This is a genomic window from Mariniluteicoccus endophyticus (assembly GCF_054780035.1).
Map to the genome: position 1 here is coordinate 55,033 of NZ_BAAGXC010000019.1, position 17,056 is coordinate 72,088.

General features: G+C 66.7%; 13 protein-coding genes. 11 read left to right on the forward strand and 2 right to left on the reverse strand.

Annotated elements, in window-relative coordinates; all coding sequences use genetic code 11:
• Positions 1 to 14: 14 nt before the first annotated feature.
• The 4 genes from ACYVGD_RS09210 (at position 15) to mobF (ending at position 7,560) form a co-directional block, all read left to right on the forward strand.
• Complete coding sequence (locus ACYVGD_RS09210) at positions 15 to 1,421, forward strand: GntT/GntP/DsdX family permease (protein WP_460743047.1); 1,407 nt, start codon at positions 15 to 17, stop codon at positions 1,419 to 1,421.
• Between the two features lie 49 nt (positions 1,422 to 1,470).
• A complete protein-coding gene (locus tag ACYVGD_RS09215; RefSeq protein ID WP_460743048.1) occupies positions 1,471 to 2,862 on the forward strand; it encodes a four-carbon acid sugar kinase family protein in 1,392 nt (463 codons plus the stop codon).
• Positions 2,862 to 3,758 carry an NAD(P)-dependent oxidoreductase gene (locus ACYVGD_RS09220; protein ID WP_460743049.1) on the forward strand — a complete coding sequence of 299 codons (897 nt, stop codon included), beginning with the start codon at positions 2,862 to 2,864 and terminating at the stop codon, positions 3,756 to 3,758. Before ACYVGD_RS09215 ends, ACYVGD_RS09220 begins: the two co-directional genes overlap by 1 nt.
• Positions 3,759 to 3,993: 235 nt before the next feature.
• Positions 3,994 to 7,560, forward strand: a complete 3,567-nt coding sequence (gene mobF, locus ACYVGD_RS09225) for a MobF family relaxase (protein WP_460743050.1) — start codon at positions 3,994 to 3,996, stop codon at positions 7,558 to 7,560.
• A gap of 8 nt (positions 7,561 to 7,568) precedes the next feature.
• Here mobF and ACYVGD_RS09230 read toward each other — a convergent pair whose 3' ends face one another.
• Positions 7,569 to 8,513 carry a DNA-processing protein DprA gene (locus ACYVGD_RS09230; RefSeq protein WP_460743051.1) on the reverse strand — a complete coding sequence of 315 codons (945 nt, stop codon included), beginning with the start codon at positions 8,511 to 8,513 and terminating at the stop codon, positions 7,569 to 7,571.
• Between the two features lie 266 nt (positions 8,514 to 8,779).
• On the opposite strand from ACYVGD_RS09230, the gene ACYVGD_RS09235 reads away from it, so the two are divergent.
• The 6 genes from ACYVGD_RS09235 (at position 8,780) to ACYVGD_RS09260 (ending at position 14,620) form a co-directional block, all read left to right on the forward strand.
• Complete coding sequence (locus ACYVGD_RS09235) at positions 8,780 to 9,190, forward strand: hypothetical protein (protein WP_019157631.1); 411 nt, start codon at positions 8,780 to 8,782, stop codon at positions 9,188 to 9,190.
• Positions 9,187 to 9,588, forward strand: a complete 402-nt coding sequence (locus ACYVGD_RS09240) for a recombinase family protein (protein WP_019157630.1) — start codon at positions 9,187 to 9,189, stop codon at positions 9,586 to 9,588. The genes ACYVGD_RS09235 and ACYVGD_RS09240 overlap by 4 nt, the downstream gene beginning before the upstream one ends.
• Positions 9,589 to 9,770: 182 nt before the next feature.
• On the forward strand, positions 9,771 to 11,777 hold the full coding sequence (locus tag ACYVGD_RS09245) for a KAP family P-loop NTPase fold protein (protein WP_019157629.1): 2,007 nt from the start codon (positions 9,771 to 9,773) through the stop codon (positions 11,775 to 11,777).
• Positions 11,777 to 12,562, forward strand: coding sequence for a hypothetical protein (locus ACYVGD_RS09250; RefSeq protein ID WP_460743054.1), 786 nt, complete (start codon positions 11,777 to 11,779; stop codon positions 12,560 to 12,562). The genes ACYVGD_RS09245 and ACYVGD_RS09250 overlap by 1 nt, the downstream gene beginning before the upstream one ends.
• 412 nt (positions 12,563 to 12,974) lie before the next feature.
• Positions 12,975 to 13,850, forward strand: a complete 876-nt coding sequence (locus ACYVGD_RS09255; protein ID WP_460743056.1) for a hypothetical protein — start codon at positions 12,975 to 12,977, stop codon at positions 13,848 to 13,850.
• The gene (locus ACYVGD_RS09260) at positions 13,847 to 14,620 is read left to right on the forward strand and encodes a TatD family hydrolase (protein WP_460743058.1); all 774 of its coding nucleotides are present in this window, start codon (positions 13,847 to 13,849) and stop codon (positions 14,618 to 14,620) included. The genes ACYVGD_RS09255 and ACYVGD_RS09260 overlap by 4 nt, the downstream gene beginning before the upstream one ends.
• A gap of 23 nt (positions 14,621 to 14,643) precedes the next feature.
• On the opposite strand, the gene ACYVGD_RS09265 is transcribed toward ACYVGD_RS09260, so the two are convergent.
• Positions 14,644 to 16,314: a recombinase family protein gene (locus ACYVGD_RS09265; RefSeq protein ID WP_460743060.1), complete on the reverse strand. Its 1,671-nt coding sequence runs from the start codon at positions 16,312 to 16,314 to the stop codon at positions 14,644 to 14,646.
• 300 nt (positions 16,315 to 16,614) lie between these two features.
• Between ACYVGD_RS09265 and ACYVGD_RS09270 the strand changes: the two genes are divergently transcribed.
• Positions 16,615 to 17,010, forward strand: coding sequence for a hypothetical protein (locus tag ACYVGD_RS09270; protein WP_460743062.1), 396 nt, complete (start codon positions 16,615 to 16,617; stop codon positions 17,008 to 17,010).
• Positions 17,011 to 17,056 lie beyond the last annotated feature (46 nt).

The following is a 17,056-nucleotide window of genomic DNA, read 5'->3' on the forward strand; positions in this document are numbered from 1 at the left end:
AAAGGAGATAGAAAATGGGAACACCTCTGCTGGTCCTTCTCGGATTGTCCGCCGTCGGGCTGCTCCTCCTGCTCATCACCAAAATCCGCATGCATCCGTTCCTCGCGCTGCTGATTGTCAGCGCCGGCCTTGCCCTCGCCGGAGGAATACCTCTTAGTGAAGTATTTCCGCTGCTTCGCGACGGCGTTGGAGGAACGCTCGGAAGTGTGGCACTACTGGTCGCGCTGGGATCCATGCTCGGAAGCGTGATCAAGGCCAGCGGCGGTGCTGAGAGCATCGCGGCCGTCGCGTTCGAGAAGCTCGGACCACGACGTGCGAGATGGGCCGTGGGTATTGCCTCGTTCCTGTTCGGGATTCCGGTGTTCGTGGATGTCGGAACGATCGTCCTCGCGCCAATCGTTTTGGCGATCGCGAAGGGGGTGAACCCGAAAGGCAATATGCTCCAGTTCGCCCTGCCGAGCGTGCTGAGCCTGCTCATCGTGCACTGCTTGCTTCCCCCGCATCCCGGAATCGTGGCGGGCATCGGCATCCTCCAAGCCGACGTCGGACTCGTTCTGCTCCTCGGGCTCCCGGTAGCCATCATCACCTGGATGATCACTCAGCAAGTCATGGCACTGATGACCAGGAAAGCGTCCTCCCCGGTTCCTGTTGCCGCCGAGCTCGTCACAGTGGGGGCTACGACCGCCGAAACGCGCGTCGCGGGCGGCGCGGGCAGCGGCACCGCGGATGGGAAGACCGACCACAGCGTCGGAGCCGCGCTTCCCCTGTGCTTCATTGTGCTGCCCGTCGTGCTCATCATGCTTCAGACGCTGCCTCAGATCTTCACTGGAATGCCCTCCGGGTTAGCAGGGTTCCTCTCCTTCGTCGGTGACTCTTCCGCAGCACTGATGATCAGCGTCCTCCTCGCCGGCGTCGTCCTCGGCCGAAAGGCACGCTGGGGCCTAAGCGACCTCGGGGATGTGATCGGAGCCGCACTTCCTCCCGTCGCCGCGGTGATTCTCATCACTGGGGCCGGTGGTGCCTTCGGGCACGTGCTCGGCGAAACAGGAATCGGAGGGGCGGTCGCGGAATCACTCGCGAGCACCGGTATGCCGATCCTCCTGCTCGCCTGGCTCATCTCGACGATCAGCAAAGCCGTGCAAGGATCCTCCACCGTCGCCACGATCACAACGGCCCCGTTCATCCTTCCTCTGCTCACAGACTTCTCACCGAGTCAGATCGCGCTGGTCGTTCTCGCGATCGGGGCGGGCTCAATCGGGCCTGATCATGTGAACTCGAGTCTCTTCTGGATCTGGAATCGGACATTCGAAGTCAGCGTCGGAACCACACTACGGACTTACACCGTGCTCACATTCGTCGCCTCAGTGGTCGCGCTCATCGTCGTCGCGGCAGCGTGGCCGCTCGTCTCTCTCCTGAGCTGAGGCGCGATTCCACAACCTCCGCGATCACTATTCGAAAGGGCCAGCAGCCATGAAACCGAGACACCGTCTACTCATCCTCGACGATGACCCCACCGGATCACAATGCGTCGCGGACATCGACGTGGCCTTCGATACCGACCCGGGTATCGCGACGGAGGCGCTTTCACGACCAGAGGGCGTGTGCTTTGTCCTCACGAACACTCGCGCACTCACGGAAGCCGAGGCGCGCGTGATCAATCGTGGTGTGCTGTCTGACATCCTGACTCGAGTCCCGGATCCAGCCTCGCTCACGATCGTCTCGCGATCCGACTCGACTCTGCGCGGGCATGTGATCGCCGAACCCACCGCCATCTGCGACGAACTCGCGTCACATGGCCTTGATGTAGATGGCATCCTGCTGTGCCCGGCGATGCTCGAAGCCGGGCGCTTCACCGAAAACGACACGCACTACGCGACAGTGAACGGAAAAACGGTCGCGGTAGGACAGACTTCTTTCGCCGATGACGCCACCTTCGGATATGACAACTCGAACCTTCCAGCGTTCCTGGAAGAGCGCTCCGGCGGGGTTCTCACGGCAGAAAACGTGCTCAGCATCACATTGGACGACATACGAAATGGTGGTGTTGGCCGAGTATGTGATGTGTTGTCGCAGGCCCGACATCGACAGTGGATCGTTGTGAACGCCACACGATACAGCGACATGGAAACCGTCGTGCAGGCAATGCATATCCTCGAGGGGGCTGATCAGCGGTTTGTCGTTCGCTGCGCTCCGTCCTTCATTCGTCCGCTCTCGGGTCAGACGGAGGCGCGCATCGTGCAGCCAGACATGATCGAGGTCCCGGATGATCGTGCTGATCACGGACTCGTCGTCGTGGGCTCCCATGTCGACCTCACCAGCGCCCAACTGGACATCGCACGTCAGCGCGGCAACCTTATCGAGGTGGAACTCGATGCCGAGGTACTCCTGAGTGAACGAGGCGACGCGCACGTTCAGGACGCGGCTCGTCGTGTGAGGGAAGCCCTCACACGTAGCGATTGCGTGGTCTATACGAGCCGAGTCTTGCTCAAGAGCGACGACAAAGAGGAGTCGCTGCGCATGGCTCGAACGATCTCAGATGCTGTCGTCGAACTCGTTCAACAGATCCGCGGCGCTCGCCCTGCATGGGTCATCGCGAAAGGCGGAATCACCTCGCATGAAGTCGCAGCACAGGGCCTAGGCATGCGACGTGCCCGAGTCCTCGGGCAGTTCTGGCCAGGGCAAGTCTCACTCCTACAAGCACGCGAAGCACCCCAAGATGTCGAGGGTATGCCCTTTGTGGTCTTTCCCGGAAACGTTGGACATGCCGAAGCCTTGGCGGACGTCATCGAGGTGATGGCGGCTGCATCGCGGCCAGCGTCAGAATCCAGTCGTCAGACACCGTCATCGAAGGAGAACGAGTAATGTCACACGAGCAGCCCCAGATCGGTTGGATCGGCTTAGGCGCGATGGGCACGCCGATGGTGCGTGCCGCAGCAGCAGCAGGGTTCGCCATCAGGGTCTTCGATGTCAGCGACCACGCTGTCGCAGCGGTCTCCGACATCGCGATTCCTGCACGCACGTCTGAGGATACGGTCATGGGCGCAGAGATTGTCGTCATCATGGTCGCAACCCCAGAGCAACTGAACACCGTCCTCTTTGGCGACGATGGCATCGCATCGACGCTATCGCCCGATACGACGCTTCTGGTGATGTCGACAGTAGGTCCCGCAGCGATCGACGAGCTGGTCACCGCCACAAGCCATATCAGTAAACACGTGGTCGATGCCCCCGTCTCCGGAGGAGTCGCTCGAGCTGCGACTGGTGATCTCCTCATCATGGCGGCTGGCGCTGACGACGATGTGAAAGCGGTACAGAGCCTCCTCGACGCGCTCGCCTCCACAGTCGCGATTGTCGGTGAACGTCCCGGAGACGGACAACGCTTCAAGGTCATCAATCAGCTCCTGTGCGGCGTGCATATCGCTGCTGCGGGTGAAGCACTCGCCCTGGCCGACTCGATGGGGCTCGACCCCCAGCAGGTGCACACCGTCCTCGGTGCCGGAGCTGCGGCATCATTCATGTTCCAAGATCGCGGCGAACGGATGACACAGAACGCGTTCGAGGACGTGCGGTCAGCCCTCGCCATCTTCGTGAAAGACATGGGGCTCGTCAGCCAAGCTGCGCGCTCAGTCCACCAGGAAGTGCCGTTGGCGTCCTCAGCCGAACAACTGTATCTTCGCGGAGCCCGACTCGGGCTCGGCAGGCTCGATGATTCCGTCGTCTACAAGATCCTCCGGGGAAGCGGAAACATCTCCGCTTAGCCTCCCGGCAGGGTCGGAGTGACGAAGTCGGGTGATTCTCTTACCTGCTGTGCGTGACGGTGTCGATCAGGGTGATGACGGCCGGGCGGGGGTACCGGTATCTGCCTGGCTCGGTCGCAGCCGGTGATGGGGAGCGTGACGCGTCGACCGCGCTGACGAGCTACTACGAGCAGACCGGAACCCCGTCCTCGGTGTAGAGCTGTAGTGCAGCATCTCGGGTGCTCACCTGGTCGGTATGACGGTCTCGATGCGGGTGATGAGTGCCGGCGAGGGCTACCAGTACCTGCTGCGCACGGTCGCCGCAGGTGACGGCGACCGTTCCCTGTCGACGCCCCTGACGAGGTACTACACGGAGGAGGGCACTCCTCCGGGGTTTTGGATGGGGTCGGGCCTGCCGTACCTCGGCAGCGGTGAGCTGGCCGAGGGCGGTCGGGTCTCCGAGGCGCAGCTCCAGCTCCTGGTCGGGATGGGCCGCGATCCCATCACTGGGGAGCCTCTGGGCGAGGCGTATCGGCAGTACGCGAGCGTGCAGGATCGCGTCGACCAGCGCGTCGCCGACCTCGACCCCGACCTCGGACCGGCCTCGCGGGCGGAGCAGGTCGCAGCCATCGAGGCGGAGGAGGCCGAGCGTGGCACCCGCCGTGCGGTCGCGGGGTATGACTTGACGTTCTCGGTGCCGAAGTCGTTGTCGGCGTGGTGGGGTGTTGCGGATGCGGGCACGCAATCGCTGATTGCGGATGCGCATCATCAGGCGGTTGCGGAGGTGGTTGCGTTCCTCGAACGCGAGGTCGCGACCACGCGCGTCGGTGCCGCCGGACCGGAGGGCGCGGTCGCGCATGTCGATGTCGCCGGCGTCCTCGCCACCGCGTTCGACCACTACGATTCACGCAGTGGTGATCCGCAGCTGCACACGCACGTCGTGGTCAGCAACAAAGTGCTCACCGTGCAGGACCAGAAGTGGCGGACCCTCGCCGGTCGCCCGGTGCACGCCTCGATCGTCGCCCTGTCCGAGCTGTACAACGCTACGTTGGCGGATCGGATCGCGGGCATGTTCGGGATCGAGTGGGAGGCCAGGGAGCGGGGCCGGGATCGCAACCCGGCATGGGAGCTCGCCCCGGTACCGGACGAGCTGATCTCGGAGTTCTCCTCCCGGTCTCGGCAGATCGAGGAGGAGAAGACCCGCCTGATCGACGCCTACCGTGCCAAGCACGGCCGTGAACCGTCCGCGAAGACCGTGCTCAAGCTCCGCGCCCAGGCGACCCTCGCGACCCGACCCGAGAAGCGGGTGCAGTCGCTCGCTGCCCTCACAGCCAACTGGCGCCACCGCGCCACCGAGCTCCTCGGCGAGGACGCGACCGCCTGGGCGCGCACCCTCACCACCGTTACCGGGGAGCAGGCAGCACTGTTGCGGGCCGACGACGTACCCCTGGACACCATCACCGACCTCGGTCAGTCCGTCGTCGCCGCGGTGGGTGAGAAGCGATCGACGTGGCGACGCTGGAACCTCCACGCCGAAGCAAGCCGGCAGCTCATGGGGGTCCGGTTCGCTTCGGCGGAGGATCGGGAGGCGATTACCGGGATGGTGACCGACGCGGCCGAGCAGGCGTCGCTGCGGTTGACGCCGCCGGAGCTGGCGTCGAGCCCGGTCGTGTTCCGCCGCCCCGATGGATCGAGCCGCTTCCGCCACCCCAGCGCCGTCCTGTACTCGACCGAGGAACTGCTGGCCGCGGAAGACCGGCTCCTCGACCGCTCCCACGCGACGACCGGGCCGACCGTGGAACTGGCCACCGTCGAGAAGATCACCAGCAGGCCCGATGCGGAGGGCCGCCGGCTCGGCCCTGATCAGGCTGACGCTCTCCAGCGGATCGCGGTGTCGGGCCGGGTCGTGGACGTGCTCGTCGGGCCGGCTGGTGCGGGGAAGACGACGGCGATGAGCGCGTTGAAGCGGGCCTGGGAGCAGCAGCACGGCGCCGGCAGCGTGGCGGGGCTCGCGCCGTCGGAGAACGCGGCGCAGGTGCTCGGTGAGGAGCTGAGGATCGCGACGGAGAACACGGCCCGCTGGTGGCAGATGCACCTCCTGCACGGGACCACGTTCGACAAGGACCAGCTCGTGATCCTCGACGAGGCATCCCTGGCCGGCACCGGCTCGCTCGATCGCATCACTGGCCTCGCCGAACAGGCCGGCGCGAAAGTCCTGCTCGTGGGCGACTGGTCGCAGCTCCAGGCGGTGGATGCGGGCGGGGCGTTCGGGATGCTCGTCCACGACCGCGACGACGCCCCCGAACTGGTCGATGTGCACCGGTTCACCCATCAATGGGAGAAGGCCAACTCGCTGGCCCTGCGGCACGGGCGTACCCCGGCGATCGACACGCTCATCGAGCACGACCGGGTGCGCGGCGGGGAGCAGGACGCGATGGTCGATGCCGCCTACACCGCCTGGCGGGCCGACGTGCAAGCGGGGTGGGCGTCGGTCCTCGTCGCCGAAACCCGCGAGACCGTCACCCAGCTGAACGAGCGGGCCCGCGCCGACCTGATCCTCGACGGCACGATCACCCCCGGCCGAGAAGTCACCCTGCACGATGGCGCCCAGGCATCCAAGGGTGACCGGGTCATCACAAGGGAGAACGACCGGCGCCTGCGGTCGAAGAACGGCAAGAACTGGGTGCGCAACGGCGACCGCTGGACCATCACCGCCGTCTCCAGCGATGGGTCGATCACCGTCCGCCCCGCCGGACGACGCTTCGGCGGATCGCTCGTGCTCCCCGCCGCCTACGTCGCCGAACAGGTCGAACTCGGGTATGCGATCACCGGGCACCGCGCCCAAGGCGTCACGGTCGACACCGCGCACACGGTCGTGACGGCGACGACGACGCGGGAGAACTTCTACGTCGCGATGACCCGCGGCCGGCACGGGAACCACGCCTACGTCGCCACCGACACCACAGACGACGCGCACGTCGCCCCGCACCCCTCCGACAACCCCGACGCCACCGCCCGCAGCGTCCTGTACGGGGTGCTCCAGCACGTCGGCGCGGAACTGTCCGCGCACGAGACCATCACCGCCGAACACGAACGCTGGGGCTCGATCGCTCAGTTGGCGGCGGAGTACGAGACCATCGCCCAAGCCGGCCAGCACGACCGCTGGGCCACCCTCCTCGAAACCTCCGGCCTCACCGAGGGACAGGCCGACCTGGTACTCGGCTCCGACGCCTACGGTGCCCTGTCAGCGGAGCTGCGCCGCGCCGAGGCCAACCATCACGACCTCGACGTCCTGTTCCCGCGGCTCGTGGCGGCGCGGGGCTTCGCCGATGCCGACGACATCGCCTCGGTCCTGCATCACCGCCTTGCCCGCGCTACCGCCCGCCCCGCCGGGTCCGGACGCACCCGCCGATCGCCACGGCTGATCGCCGGGCTCATCCCATATGCCTCCGGCGTCACCGACCCCGAGATGCACCACGCCCTCACCGAACGGGAAGAGCTCATCGAGCACCGCGCATCCGCGGTCCACGATCGCGACCTGAACGAGGGGGAACCATGGACGGCCGCGCTCGGAACCAAGCCAGCAGACGCACGAACGGCGCAGCGATGGCGGCAGGCCGGCCGGGTCGTCGCCGCGTATCGCGACCGGTACCAGATCACCGACGACACCCCGCTCGGCCCAGGGCCCGGGTCGGATGCGCAGAAGCTCGACGCCGCCCGCGCCACTGCCGCGCTCACCCGGGCGCAGCAGCTCAGCCGCCACACCCCGAACACCGAGCAGCCGGACCTCACCATGGAGGCCCGGCAGGGCCGCACGCTCTGACCCGCGGATCAGAGGGAGCGGCCGGGCCGGTACTGATCGACGGCATCGAGATCGCGACCGGCGCTCAGCCCCGGGGTTCGTGCCGGGGCCTGGCGTCGTCGGTCGCTGGTGAGGGTGGCGAGGTCGTGGTGGCCGGTGACGAGGGCGGCGGTGCCCTCGCTCAGCAGCAGATGCGTGCCGGTGCTCGCCGCGGACGTGACCGGCCCGGGCACCGCCCCAACCCCACGACCGAGGGCATGTGCTTCGCGGGCGACGTGCATGGTGCCGGAGCGTGCCCCGGCTTCCACGATCACCGTCGCCGAGGACAGTGCCGCCAGGAGCCGGCCGCGGGCGAGGAACCGGTGCCGGGTCGGCGCCGACCCGGGCGGCATCTCACTCATCAGCAACCCCACATCGCCGACCCGTTCGAGCATGTCGCGATGCCCCGCCGGGTAGAATCGGTCCGGACCGCCGGGCACCACCGCGATCGTCTGCCCACCGCTACTCAGCGCAGCGCGGTGCGCGGCACCGTCGATGCCGTAGGCGCCGCCGGAGACCACGATCTGCTCCGCGTGCGACGCATCGTGGGCGAGCTCGCCGGCGACGTGATCGCCGTAACTCGTCGATGCCCGAGACCCGGTGATCGTCACCCGCGTCTCCTGCCGGACTGCGAGGAACGAGGTCGCCCCCTTCGCCCACAGCACATACGGGGCACGATCGCCCAGCGCGTCCACCGAGACCGGCCAATGCGCATCGCCAGGGATCAGCGGCGCATACGACCCGTCCAGCAGCCCCGCCAGATCATCGCCGAGGCCGCCCCGGGAAGCGAACTGCTGCGCGGTGTGGTGCAGGAGCGCTCCTTCCTCAGCCCGGACGCCGGGCATCGATCCGCCCGCGTCGAGGAGCCGGAGGGTCTCGACGGCGCCTTCGCGGCGCAGCAGGCGGCCGACGGCGCGGTCGGCGGGCTCGATCATCATCGAGAGCATCACGCGGGCCGTCCGCTCATCGGAGGTGTAGTCAGCCAGAGCAACCATGACCGGGTCCTTCCACTCACCAGGCATTACCAGCGCAGGTGCACCCGGCACCGCGACGAGACCTTCCCCTTCGCCCGGCCCCGGCGTAAACTATGAAGTGAAGCGCAGGCATTCCATCTGTAGGGTCCTTCGGGATCGCCCCTTCGGGGCCACCACCAACACGCCGCTTCTCGATCATTCGAACCGTGTTGAATGGAGGCCCACCGATGTTCCTCAGCGACCGCGTCCGACGCCGCTGGCGCCAGAGCGAGAACACCGCCCAGAACCTGGAACCGGCCCGCCGGCTCTTCCCGACGAACCGCATCCGCGATGCCGTCTACACCCGCCGCGGACTCAAATGGGGCGTCCCCGCGATGCTGCTCGCCGCCCCCTACATCGCAGCCGTCAAAATCCTGACCGACCACATCGAGCAGGGCGGCCCCGGCTGGCTCCACCTGGTCGTCCTGCTGTGCGCATGGAACGCGCTCAAGATGCTCTGGCTCGGCCCGATGAGCCTCATCGCCCTCGCCCGCGTCCGCTACCGAGAGCACGTCCAGCGCCGCACTGCCCGCCGCGAAGCCGAGCTGCCCGGTGTTACGCCGGATGAGGTTCTGGTCATGGCCGGAGGTGCATCATGAAGGCCGTCACCTACCGGTACAGCGCGGCAGAGAACCCAACCTGGCTGGACCAGCAAGAAGCCGACTGCCGCCGCTACGCCGACGAGCACGGCCTGACCGTCACCCAGGTCTTCACCGACGTCGGGCACAGCCGCCACGGCCTGCATCACATGCTCGATGCCGTCGCGCGGGAGGACGTGACCGGGCTCATCGTCACCGATCTCGGTCGGCTCGGCTCCAAGTACGCCGATCACGTCGCCGTCGTCCAGCAACTCCACGACGCCGGACTCGACATCCACGTCACCAACGACCGCACGACGAGCTCCGTCGAGGAGAACCTGATCGCCGTCAAGCAGGCACACCTCGACGCCCAGGCCCGGCGGCCGTTCCCCTCCGGCGGCAACGACTCCACGGACTGACCCGCTACAGCCGCCGAGGGCTCCCTGCGTGTCGGCCCCGAATGCGAGGGCAAACATGAGATCCTGAACGGAAAACTTGGGCCGTCGGATGCTTGTGCGCGCTTCGCGCACCGCCCCGACGGCGGGCGAGCTCGCGGCGGGTCTCACAGAACCGCCTTCGCAGCTGAACGTGAGGAGGCGTGATGTCCACGATCGAGGACCTTCGCGGTCGCCTCTGGTCCGATGAGCCGTCGAAAGTGGACTTCCTCGCGGCGCGGGCCATCGCGGAAACAGTCTCCGACGCCGTGCTCGATGACGCGCTCGATCCGCTGGCGATCGGACTGTCCGGCCCGTGGGGCAGCGGCAAGACCACCGTCCTTGAACTCATCAAGGCCGATCTTGACTCCCGCAGCGACCCCGAGAACGCCAAGATCATCACCGTCCGCACCGACCCCTGGCGTTACGACCCTGCCGTGGGCGCGAAGGAAAGCCTGATCGGTGAGGTCCTCGACGCCATCGCGGCCGAACTCACCGAACGCCTCAAGGACGTCGAGGAGTCCAAGGGCGAGAAGATCAAGAAGCTCCTGAAGAGGCTCTCTGATCGGGTCGACTGGGCCAAGGCGGTCAAGCTCGCCGCCAAGTCGTCGCTCACCCTGCAGATCCCAGGTGTCAGCGACGTGCTGGATCTCATCCGCGAACCGGCGTCCGAGGGGACTGGCGCCGGCGACCAGCCGCGGGGCCTGGCCGGTTTCAAGGCCGAGTTCGCTGAGCTGTTGGGGGCCGAGGAGATGGCTCACGTACGCCGGGTGGCGGTGCTGGTCGACGACCTCGACCGGTGCCTGGTGGATACCGTCGTGGAGACCCTGGAAGCGATCCGTCTCTTCCTGAGCGTTGAGGGCATGGCGTTCGTCATCGCGGCAGACGAGGACCGGGTCGCCGATGCGATCCGCACCCGCCTGCCAGATTCGAGCATGCCCACGGAACGTCCAGAGGACGAAGACGCTCTCCCAGCGGAACCCCCGTCCAAGCTCTATCTGCACAAGATCGTCCAGACCACCGTCCCACTGCCGGCTCTGGGTGCCTTCGACACCGAGTCGTATGTGCTCTTGCTGCAGCTGCAGAATCGCGTTGACCAGCGTCTCACCGATGAGCAACTGGAAAAGGTCATCACCGAATGCCACCGGCTCCGCATGGCCGGCGCTCTCGACGACCTCCAGGCGCCTGACGACCTCGACGTCCAGCGAGAGCTGTCTTTCGCGCGTCGGCTCACCACGATCCTCTACGAGAAGCTCCGGGGCAACCCGCGGCGCATCAAGCGATTCCTCAACGACCTGAACATCCGTCGATCCATCGCTGCGCGGCGGGGCATCGAGCTCGACTTCGACGTCGTCGCCAAGCTCATGGTTCTCGAAGTCCTCTTGCCGGATCAGTTCCAGTCCGTGCTGTCATGGTTGCGAACCGGTGAGCTTCGAGATCGACTGGAGTCGCTGGAAGCGCAAGCCAACCGGCCGAAAGAACCTCCCGTTCCCGCTCCGCCAACTGACCTCGCCGACCACGCACCGGATGAACCCGCCGAGATCGCTGCGGACGTGACCGGAGCGGAACCGGACGACACCGCGGAAGATGCGCGACCATCCGAAGCGGAAGACGCGCCGACCCAAGCAGCGTCAGCAGCCGCGGTCGCCCCGCACTTCGCCGAGGACATGATTCGGTGGGCCAAGCTCCCACCGGATCTTCATGACCTCGACCTGAGCCCGTACCTGCACCTGGCGGCATCCTTCCGCGGCGACCTCCTGGTCAGCGCCGAGCTTCCCCAACATCTCCGCGATCTGGCCGCGCAGCTGGCCTCGACCCGCACGGTGGACAGGCGGCAACTCACCGACGAGAGCCTGCGAGCGCTCACGACCGACGATGTCGATCAGCTGCTGCGGCACCTGGGGCTGCGCGCACGAGACCGAGTCCAGGAGCAACGCGGCGCGGTCGCCGGGATCGTCAGACTCGCCACCGCACATGTCGCCGTGCAACCGGCCGCGCTTGACGCGTTCCGTCGGCTCCCGGCCTCCGATCTGCAGCCCGGTACCGCCGTCATCCTCGCCGGGGTCGAGATCCCCGGGATGAAGGACGTCATCAACGCGTTGGCCGCGCAACTCCCAGACGGCAACATCAAGAAGGCGCTCACCACGCCGCCACCGAAAGGTGGTAAGCGCTGATGGGGACGAAAGGCTCCTACTCCGGCAGCGCCGCCGGTGGTGACCTGCGCGACGGACTCGACGACTGGCTGGCCAGCCTCCCTGGGGCTGACGGCCAGGCCCCGCCGCCCCCAGGTAACCAGCCCTCGCTTCTCTCTCCGCTGAAGCCCTCCCCGAGCTCACCGGCCGGCAGGATGCTGCCCACGGCCGCGCTCTTCCGTTCCTCCCGCGGCGGAGGGGGAAGGGGTGGGGGCGGCCGCCGGGGCGACGAGAGTCTCACGCGATCGACGGCAGCCTCCGCGCGTTCCGCCGGCCGTGGAGCCGCAGCGGCCTACGCGTACCGCAGCGGCGACGCGCAGACTCTCCGCGATCTCGGCCTGGACTACGACGCACTGCGGGCGAACCCGAATATCTTCGACGTCGCCCACCAGATCGCACAGAAAGTCTGTGAGGACCTCCCCGCGGGAACGATCGAAACTGCGGAGCAGATGGAGGTCGTCGGCAGGCTCGCCGAATGGCTCGTCGAGAGCGACAGCACGGGGACGGACGTGTCACTCGGGCAGATCGCCGAGGAAGCGGTCGCCCTGATCCTGGCCGAGGCATACCTCGTGGAGACCGCGTCCAGCATGAACACTAAGGACATGTCAGGAGCCGAACGCGCGGCGTTCGAGGACGGGATCCGTCAGGCCGCGGAAGAGCTCGCCGCGCACGCGGACCTCTCGCCCAGCGGGCCCAGCCCCGAGGAGTTCACGCGCGCGATCGAAGACGGACTCGAATATCTCAGAACCATCCACGAGGCAGATTGAGATGGCGCAGTTCGACCTTCGTTTCCAAGTCCCATCGGCGCTCACTCCCGAGTCCGCCGATCGCACGTTCTACTGGCCCACCGCTGGGGCCGGCACCTTCAACACCTCCCTGGGACCCCGGCTGGGCAAGCTCGGCCCGGTGCGACGCGAGAACATCGAACTGTTCCGCCTAGCTGCGATGGTCTACGCCGCAGACCGCTCCGTTCCGCGCCGGGCCGGCCGCGTCAACTGGACCCAACGCCACATCGCTCTGAGCGTCCCCGTCCACGACACGGCACCCTGGAACGCCATCACGGACCAGCTGCAGCAGCTCCTCGACTTCTTGTCGGGTGACCGATGGACGCTCACCTTCCGTGCAGCACGCATCCCTCGTGAGGACATCGCGCCCAACGGGTATCCCGACGTGCAGCGGGTGGTGCTCATGAGCGGCGGCGCCGACTCCGCCACCGGTGCATTCCTCGCACGCACCCAGCCCGAACCGCATCTGCTTGTCTCTCACGTCGGGGCGACATCGATCTCACCCATCCAGCAGGACGTCGCCGAACGCATCCGAGACCTCTGCCCCAATGGCAGCACGCAGCAGCACGCGCAGATCCGCTTCACCCGACGCCAGACACAACCCGGAGGACACCGGTTCAAGAACGAGAACACCACGCGAACCCGATCGTTCCTGTTCCTCGCGCTCGGCCTCGCCCTCGCCTCGGTCAACGAGGTGGAGCTCTGGATCCCCGAGAACGGGTTCGCGTCACTGAACCCACCCCTGGGCCCTGACCAGCTCGGCAGTCTCTCCACCCGCACCACCCACCCGTGGTTCCTCACCGAACTGTCCAGACTCGTCTCCGCCGCTGGCGCATGGGGGACCCTGTCCAATCCATTCGCGGCGCAGACGAAGGGCGAGATGTTCCGGTGGCTGGCGGACCAGGTCGGCGATGGCCCGGCCTCGGACCTGCTCAGCGCGACCAACTCGTGCGCGTTCACCAACCGACGATGGCTCGGCGTGACAGCGACCGATCATTGCGGAACGTGCTTCGGGTGCCTGGTGCGCCGGGCATCGTTTGCGGCCGCGGAACTCACCGACCGAAGCACCTACGTGATCGACACCCCTCCCAGCGAGGCCGCGAGATCTCAACTCGACAAGGCGTCGATCCTTCCCAGCATCCGCGGATTCGTGGCCCGCGGAATCCGGGTCAGCGACATCGCAGCGATGCGCCTGCCTGACGGGTACTCCGCATCCGACGCCCGTGACCTCTGCGTCCGCGGCGCACGCGAGCTGGAAACGCTGACATGACCAACTTCCCGGCCGTTGACCTCCACGCCCACATCGACCCGACGGTCACCCCTCGGGACCTTCTGAACCTCCGAGCCGTGATCTTCGCGGCAAGTCGAAGCCTCGCCGAGTCGCGTCTCGCCCTCGATCGCCAGCACCACGACCTGCTCGCGATCTGGGGCGTCGGCGTTCACCCAGGAGTGAAGACCGCACTCGATGGCTACGACCCTGAGGAGTTCGAGCGTCTCATCGCCCGCACCCCCTACGTCGGCGAAATCGGACTCGACGCAAGAGTCCCATCCCGCCTCGCCAAACAGCACGACGTGTTGGCCGCGCTGCTCACGCAACTTCAGGCGAAGCCCCGCCTCACGTCGATCCATAGCTACCGGGCAACCAGCGAAGTCGTGGAGCATCTCGAACACACCCCGATCACCGGCGCGATCCTGCACTGGTGGCTCGGCGACCGAGCCACCACAAGGCGCGCGATTGAACTCGGAGCCTACTTCTCGATCAACACCGCCACCCTGCGCCGAAGCGACGCCATCGACCTCATCCCCATGGATCGTCTCCTCCTAGAAACAGACCACCCCGATGGGAACCGCAGCGGAGCCCGCCCGCACCAACCTGGCAATGTCAGCGACGTCGAAGCAGCTCTCGCCAAGCAGCGCGGAGTCACCACCGCTCAGATCCGAGCCCACGCCTGGCGCAACCTCGCAACACTTGTGAACACCACAGGAACGAAGCCTCTGCTGCCGCCCCGAGTCACAGCAATCCTCGGGGCGATCGAGTAACACCCAGACATGGGCCCCGAGGCTCACCGCACTCGCCCATTAGTGTCCCGAAGCTTCACACCCGCAGCGATCAGCGCGACACGCACGGAACTGGCGTTGAAGCCCATCCGCTCGCCGACCGTGGCCAGCGACTCGCCCTGCTCGTAGCGCAGGCACATCTCGCGCACCTGCTCAGATGACGGCTTCTCACCGCGTAGCCGCACTCCTCGCTCACGCAATCGCACAGCGAGTCGCTGACGGCTTACTCCCAGATCACCCGCGATCGCCCGCAGGATCTCGCCGTCCTTGTACCGGCGCTCTGCCTCTCCCAGCATGGCCACCGTCAGCCGCGGAACCGGGCGCGGCAACGCTCGCGCCGAGGTCGGCGATACCGGCGCTGGCCTGCGCCGCCGACGGATCGCACGATGCGACGAGACCGCCAACTGCAAGGCCGGGGCAAGGTTAGAGCACTGTCGTGCTACCTCCACGCAAAGTGTCTTACGGGAACACTCGACATCGGAAGATGTGGAGTGTTCCCGTTTGGCTTCCTCTCCCTCGCCGCCGCGGCTGTCGTGTACTTCGCGGATGATCGTGGCGAACGGCTCCGCCAGACGTGGACGTAGCTGTTCGTCGTCGGTGATGTCGAGCCTTGTGTAGAACGCTTGGTTCGCCAGTCGCCGGTTGGCGTCGCCTGATCGGGTGTAGGCATGGTGGGCGTCGGTGAGCAGCCGCAGGCTGTCGTGGAGGAATGCTCGGCTGTCGGCGTGGTGTTCGTCGTGCTCGGCGAGGCACTGGTTCACGTCGGCGAGGCCTTCCCGGATGCGGTCTTGATGCCGCTTCAACGTGGGCAGGTCGATGGCGTCGGCGAAGTGCGCGGCGAGCAGCTTGTCGCTCTCGGCTTCGAGTTTGGCCCGGTGTGCCGTGAGGTCAGCAATCTCCTGGTCGTGGTCGGCCATGCGCTTGTCGAATGCCGCATCCAACCGCTGAGCGAGGTCGCGGTAGGTCTGGTCGCTGACCGTGATCGAGGCGTAGGAGTCGGCGACGAGGCGTTCGGCGACCGCGACCGGCACCGCCCGGCGCGTGCAGCCAGTCTTCTTCGCAGCGCGGCCGGAGCAGACGAAGTAGGCGTACGTGGTGCCTCTCGGGTTGGTTGCGAAATCCAGCAGCATACGAGACCCGCAGGTCCCGCAGTGCAGCAGTCCTTTGAGGTGGTGGGCGTGCTGGACGTGTCTGGTTGCATGCGCGTTGCGCGCCTTTAGGAGCACTTGCACGCGATCAAACAGGGCGGGTTCGATCAAGGGCTCGTGCGCGCCGGGGTGGAGGACGCCCTTGTAGCGGATCACTCCCGCGTAGTAGGGATTGGTGAGCAGCTTGTAGAGCGTGTTTTTCCCCAACGGCTTGGACGGTCGCTTCGGCGTGGGCACAGTGACCAGTCCCCGTGCGGTCAGGTCGCGCAGGAGCCCTGTCACCGAGGTCTCGCCCTCGGCGTAGGTCTCGAACGCCCACCGGATGAGCGGGGCACGCTCGGGATCGACCTCCACTGTCCTGATCTCGCGGCCGTTCTCGTCCGTCTTGCGGACGTTGAGGTAGCCGATCGGGGCGCGCATCGGTGTGCCGCCCTGGGCGACTTTCTGCGACAGCCCCTTGGTGACCTCGGTGGCGAGGTTGCGGCTGTAGAACTCCGCGATGCTCGACATGATGCCGTGGACCAGCATCCCCGAGGGTGTCTGATCGATGGACTCCGTGGCCGAGACGAGGGTTGTCCACGACGGTCGAAAAGGGAGCCAGTGACGACGGTCGAAAAGGGAGCCACGCGATCACGATGGAGGGATGATCAGCGTGGATGTGTGGGCCGAGATCCGGTATCTGCATGCCAGTGAGGGCTTGTCGGGCAGGGCGATCGCGAAGCGGTTGGGGGTGGCTCGCAAGACGGTCGCGAAGGCGTTGGCCTCGGATGGTCCACCGGTGTACAAGCCCAGGCCGCCGGTCGAGGGGCGTGGTCCCGGATCGAAACAGTGGTGCAGGCGCTGCTGAGCGAGTTCCCGGACATGCCGGCGACGGTGCTGGCCGAGCGGGTCGGCTGGGAAGGGTCGATCACCTGGTTCCGTGAGAACGTTGCCGAGACACGTCGGCGGGTCCGCAGAATCGATCCGGCAGATCGGCTGGTCCACCGGCCGGGGGAGCAGGTCCAGTGCGACTTGTGGTTCCCGCCCGTGGATGTCGGTCTGGATTCCCGGCTGCGGGGTCGGCTGCCGGTGTTGGTGATGGTCGCAGCGCATTCCCGCCGCATCGAGGCGGTGATGGTCCCCAGCCGTCGCACCGGTGATCTGTTGGCGGGGATGTGGTTGCTGCTGCAGCGTTTCGGCGGCATCCCGAAGCGGCTGTTGTGGTGGGCTGACCCCGTTTCGTAGGTCCGGTCGTTATGCGAGTCGTCCTGTTGCCCGCGGTGGCGGGCAG

Excerpts from the sequence above, each read along its gene's own strand:
- ACYVGD_RS09215 (WP_460743048.1), top strand. The coding sequence starts at position 1,471 with ATGAAACCGAGACACCGTCTACTCATCCTCGACGATGACCCCACCGGA.
- ACYVGD_RS09220 (WP_460743049.1), top strand. The coding sequence starts at position 2,862 with ATGTCACACGAGCAGCCCCAGATCGGTTGGATCGGCTTAGGCGCGATG.
- ACYVGD_RS09265 (WP_460743060.1), bottom strand. The coding sequence starts at position 16,314 with ATGCTGGTCCACGGCATCATGTCGAGCATCGCGGAGTTCTACAGCCGC.
- ACYVGD_RS09260 (WP_460743058.1), top strand. The coding sequence starts at position 13,847 with ATGACCAACTTCCCGGCCGTTGACCTCCACGCCCACATCGACCCGACG.
- mobF (WP_460743050.1), top strand. The coding sequence starts at position 3,994 with ATGACGGTCTCGATGCGGGTGATGAGTGCCGGCGAGGGCTACCAGTAC.
- ACYVGD_RS09250 (WP_460743054.1), top strand. The coding sequence starts at position 11,777 with ATGGGGACGAAAGGCTCCTACTCCGGCAGCGCCGCCGGTGGTGACCTG.
- ACYVGD_RS09210 (WP_460743047.1), top strand. The coding sequence starts at position 15 with ATGGGAACACCTCTGCTGGTCCTTCTCGGATTGTCCGCCGTCGGGCTG.
- ACYVGD_RS09235 (WP_019157631.1), top strand. The coding sequence starts at position 8,780 with ATGTTCCTCAGCGACCGCGTCCGACGCCGCTGGCGCCAGAGCGAGAAC.
- ACYVGD_RS09230 (WP_460743051.1), bottom strand. The coding sequence starts at position 8,513 with ATGATCGAGCCCGCCGACCGCGCCGTCGGCCGCCTGCTGCGCCGCGAA.
- ACYVGD_RS09245 (WP_019157629.1), top strand. The coding sequence starts at position 9,771 with ATGTCCACGATCGAGGACCTTCGCGGTCGCCTCTGGTCCGATGAGCCG.
- ACYVGD_RS09240 (WP_019157630.1), top strand. The coding sequence starts at position 9,187 with ATGAAGGCCGTCACCTACCGGTACAGCGCGGCAGAGAACCCAACCTGG.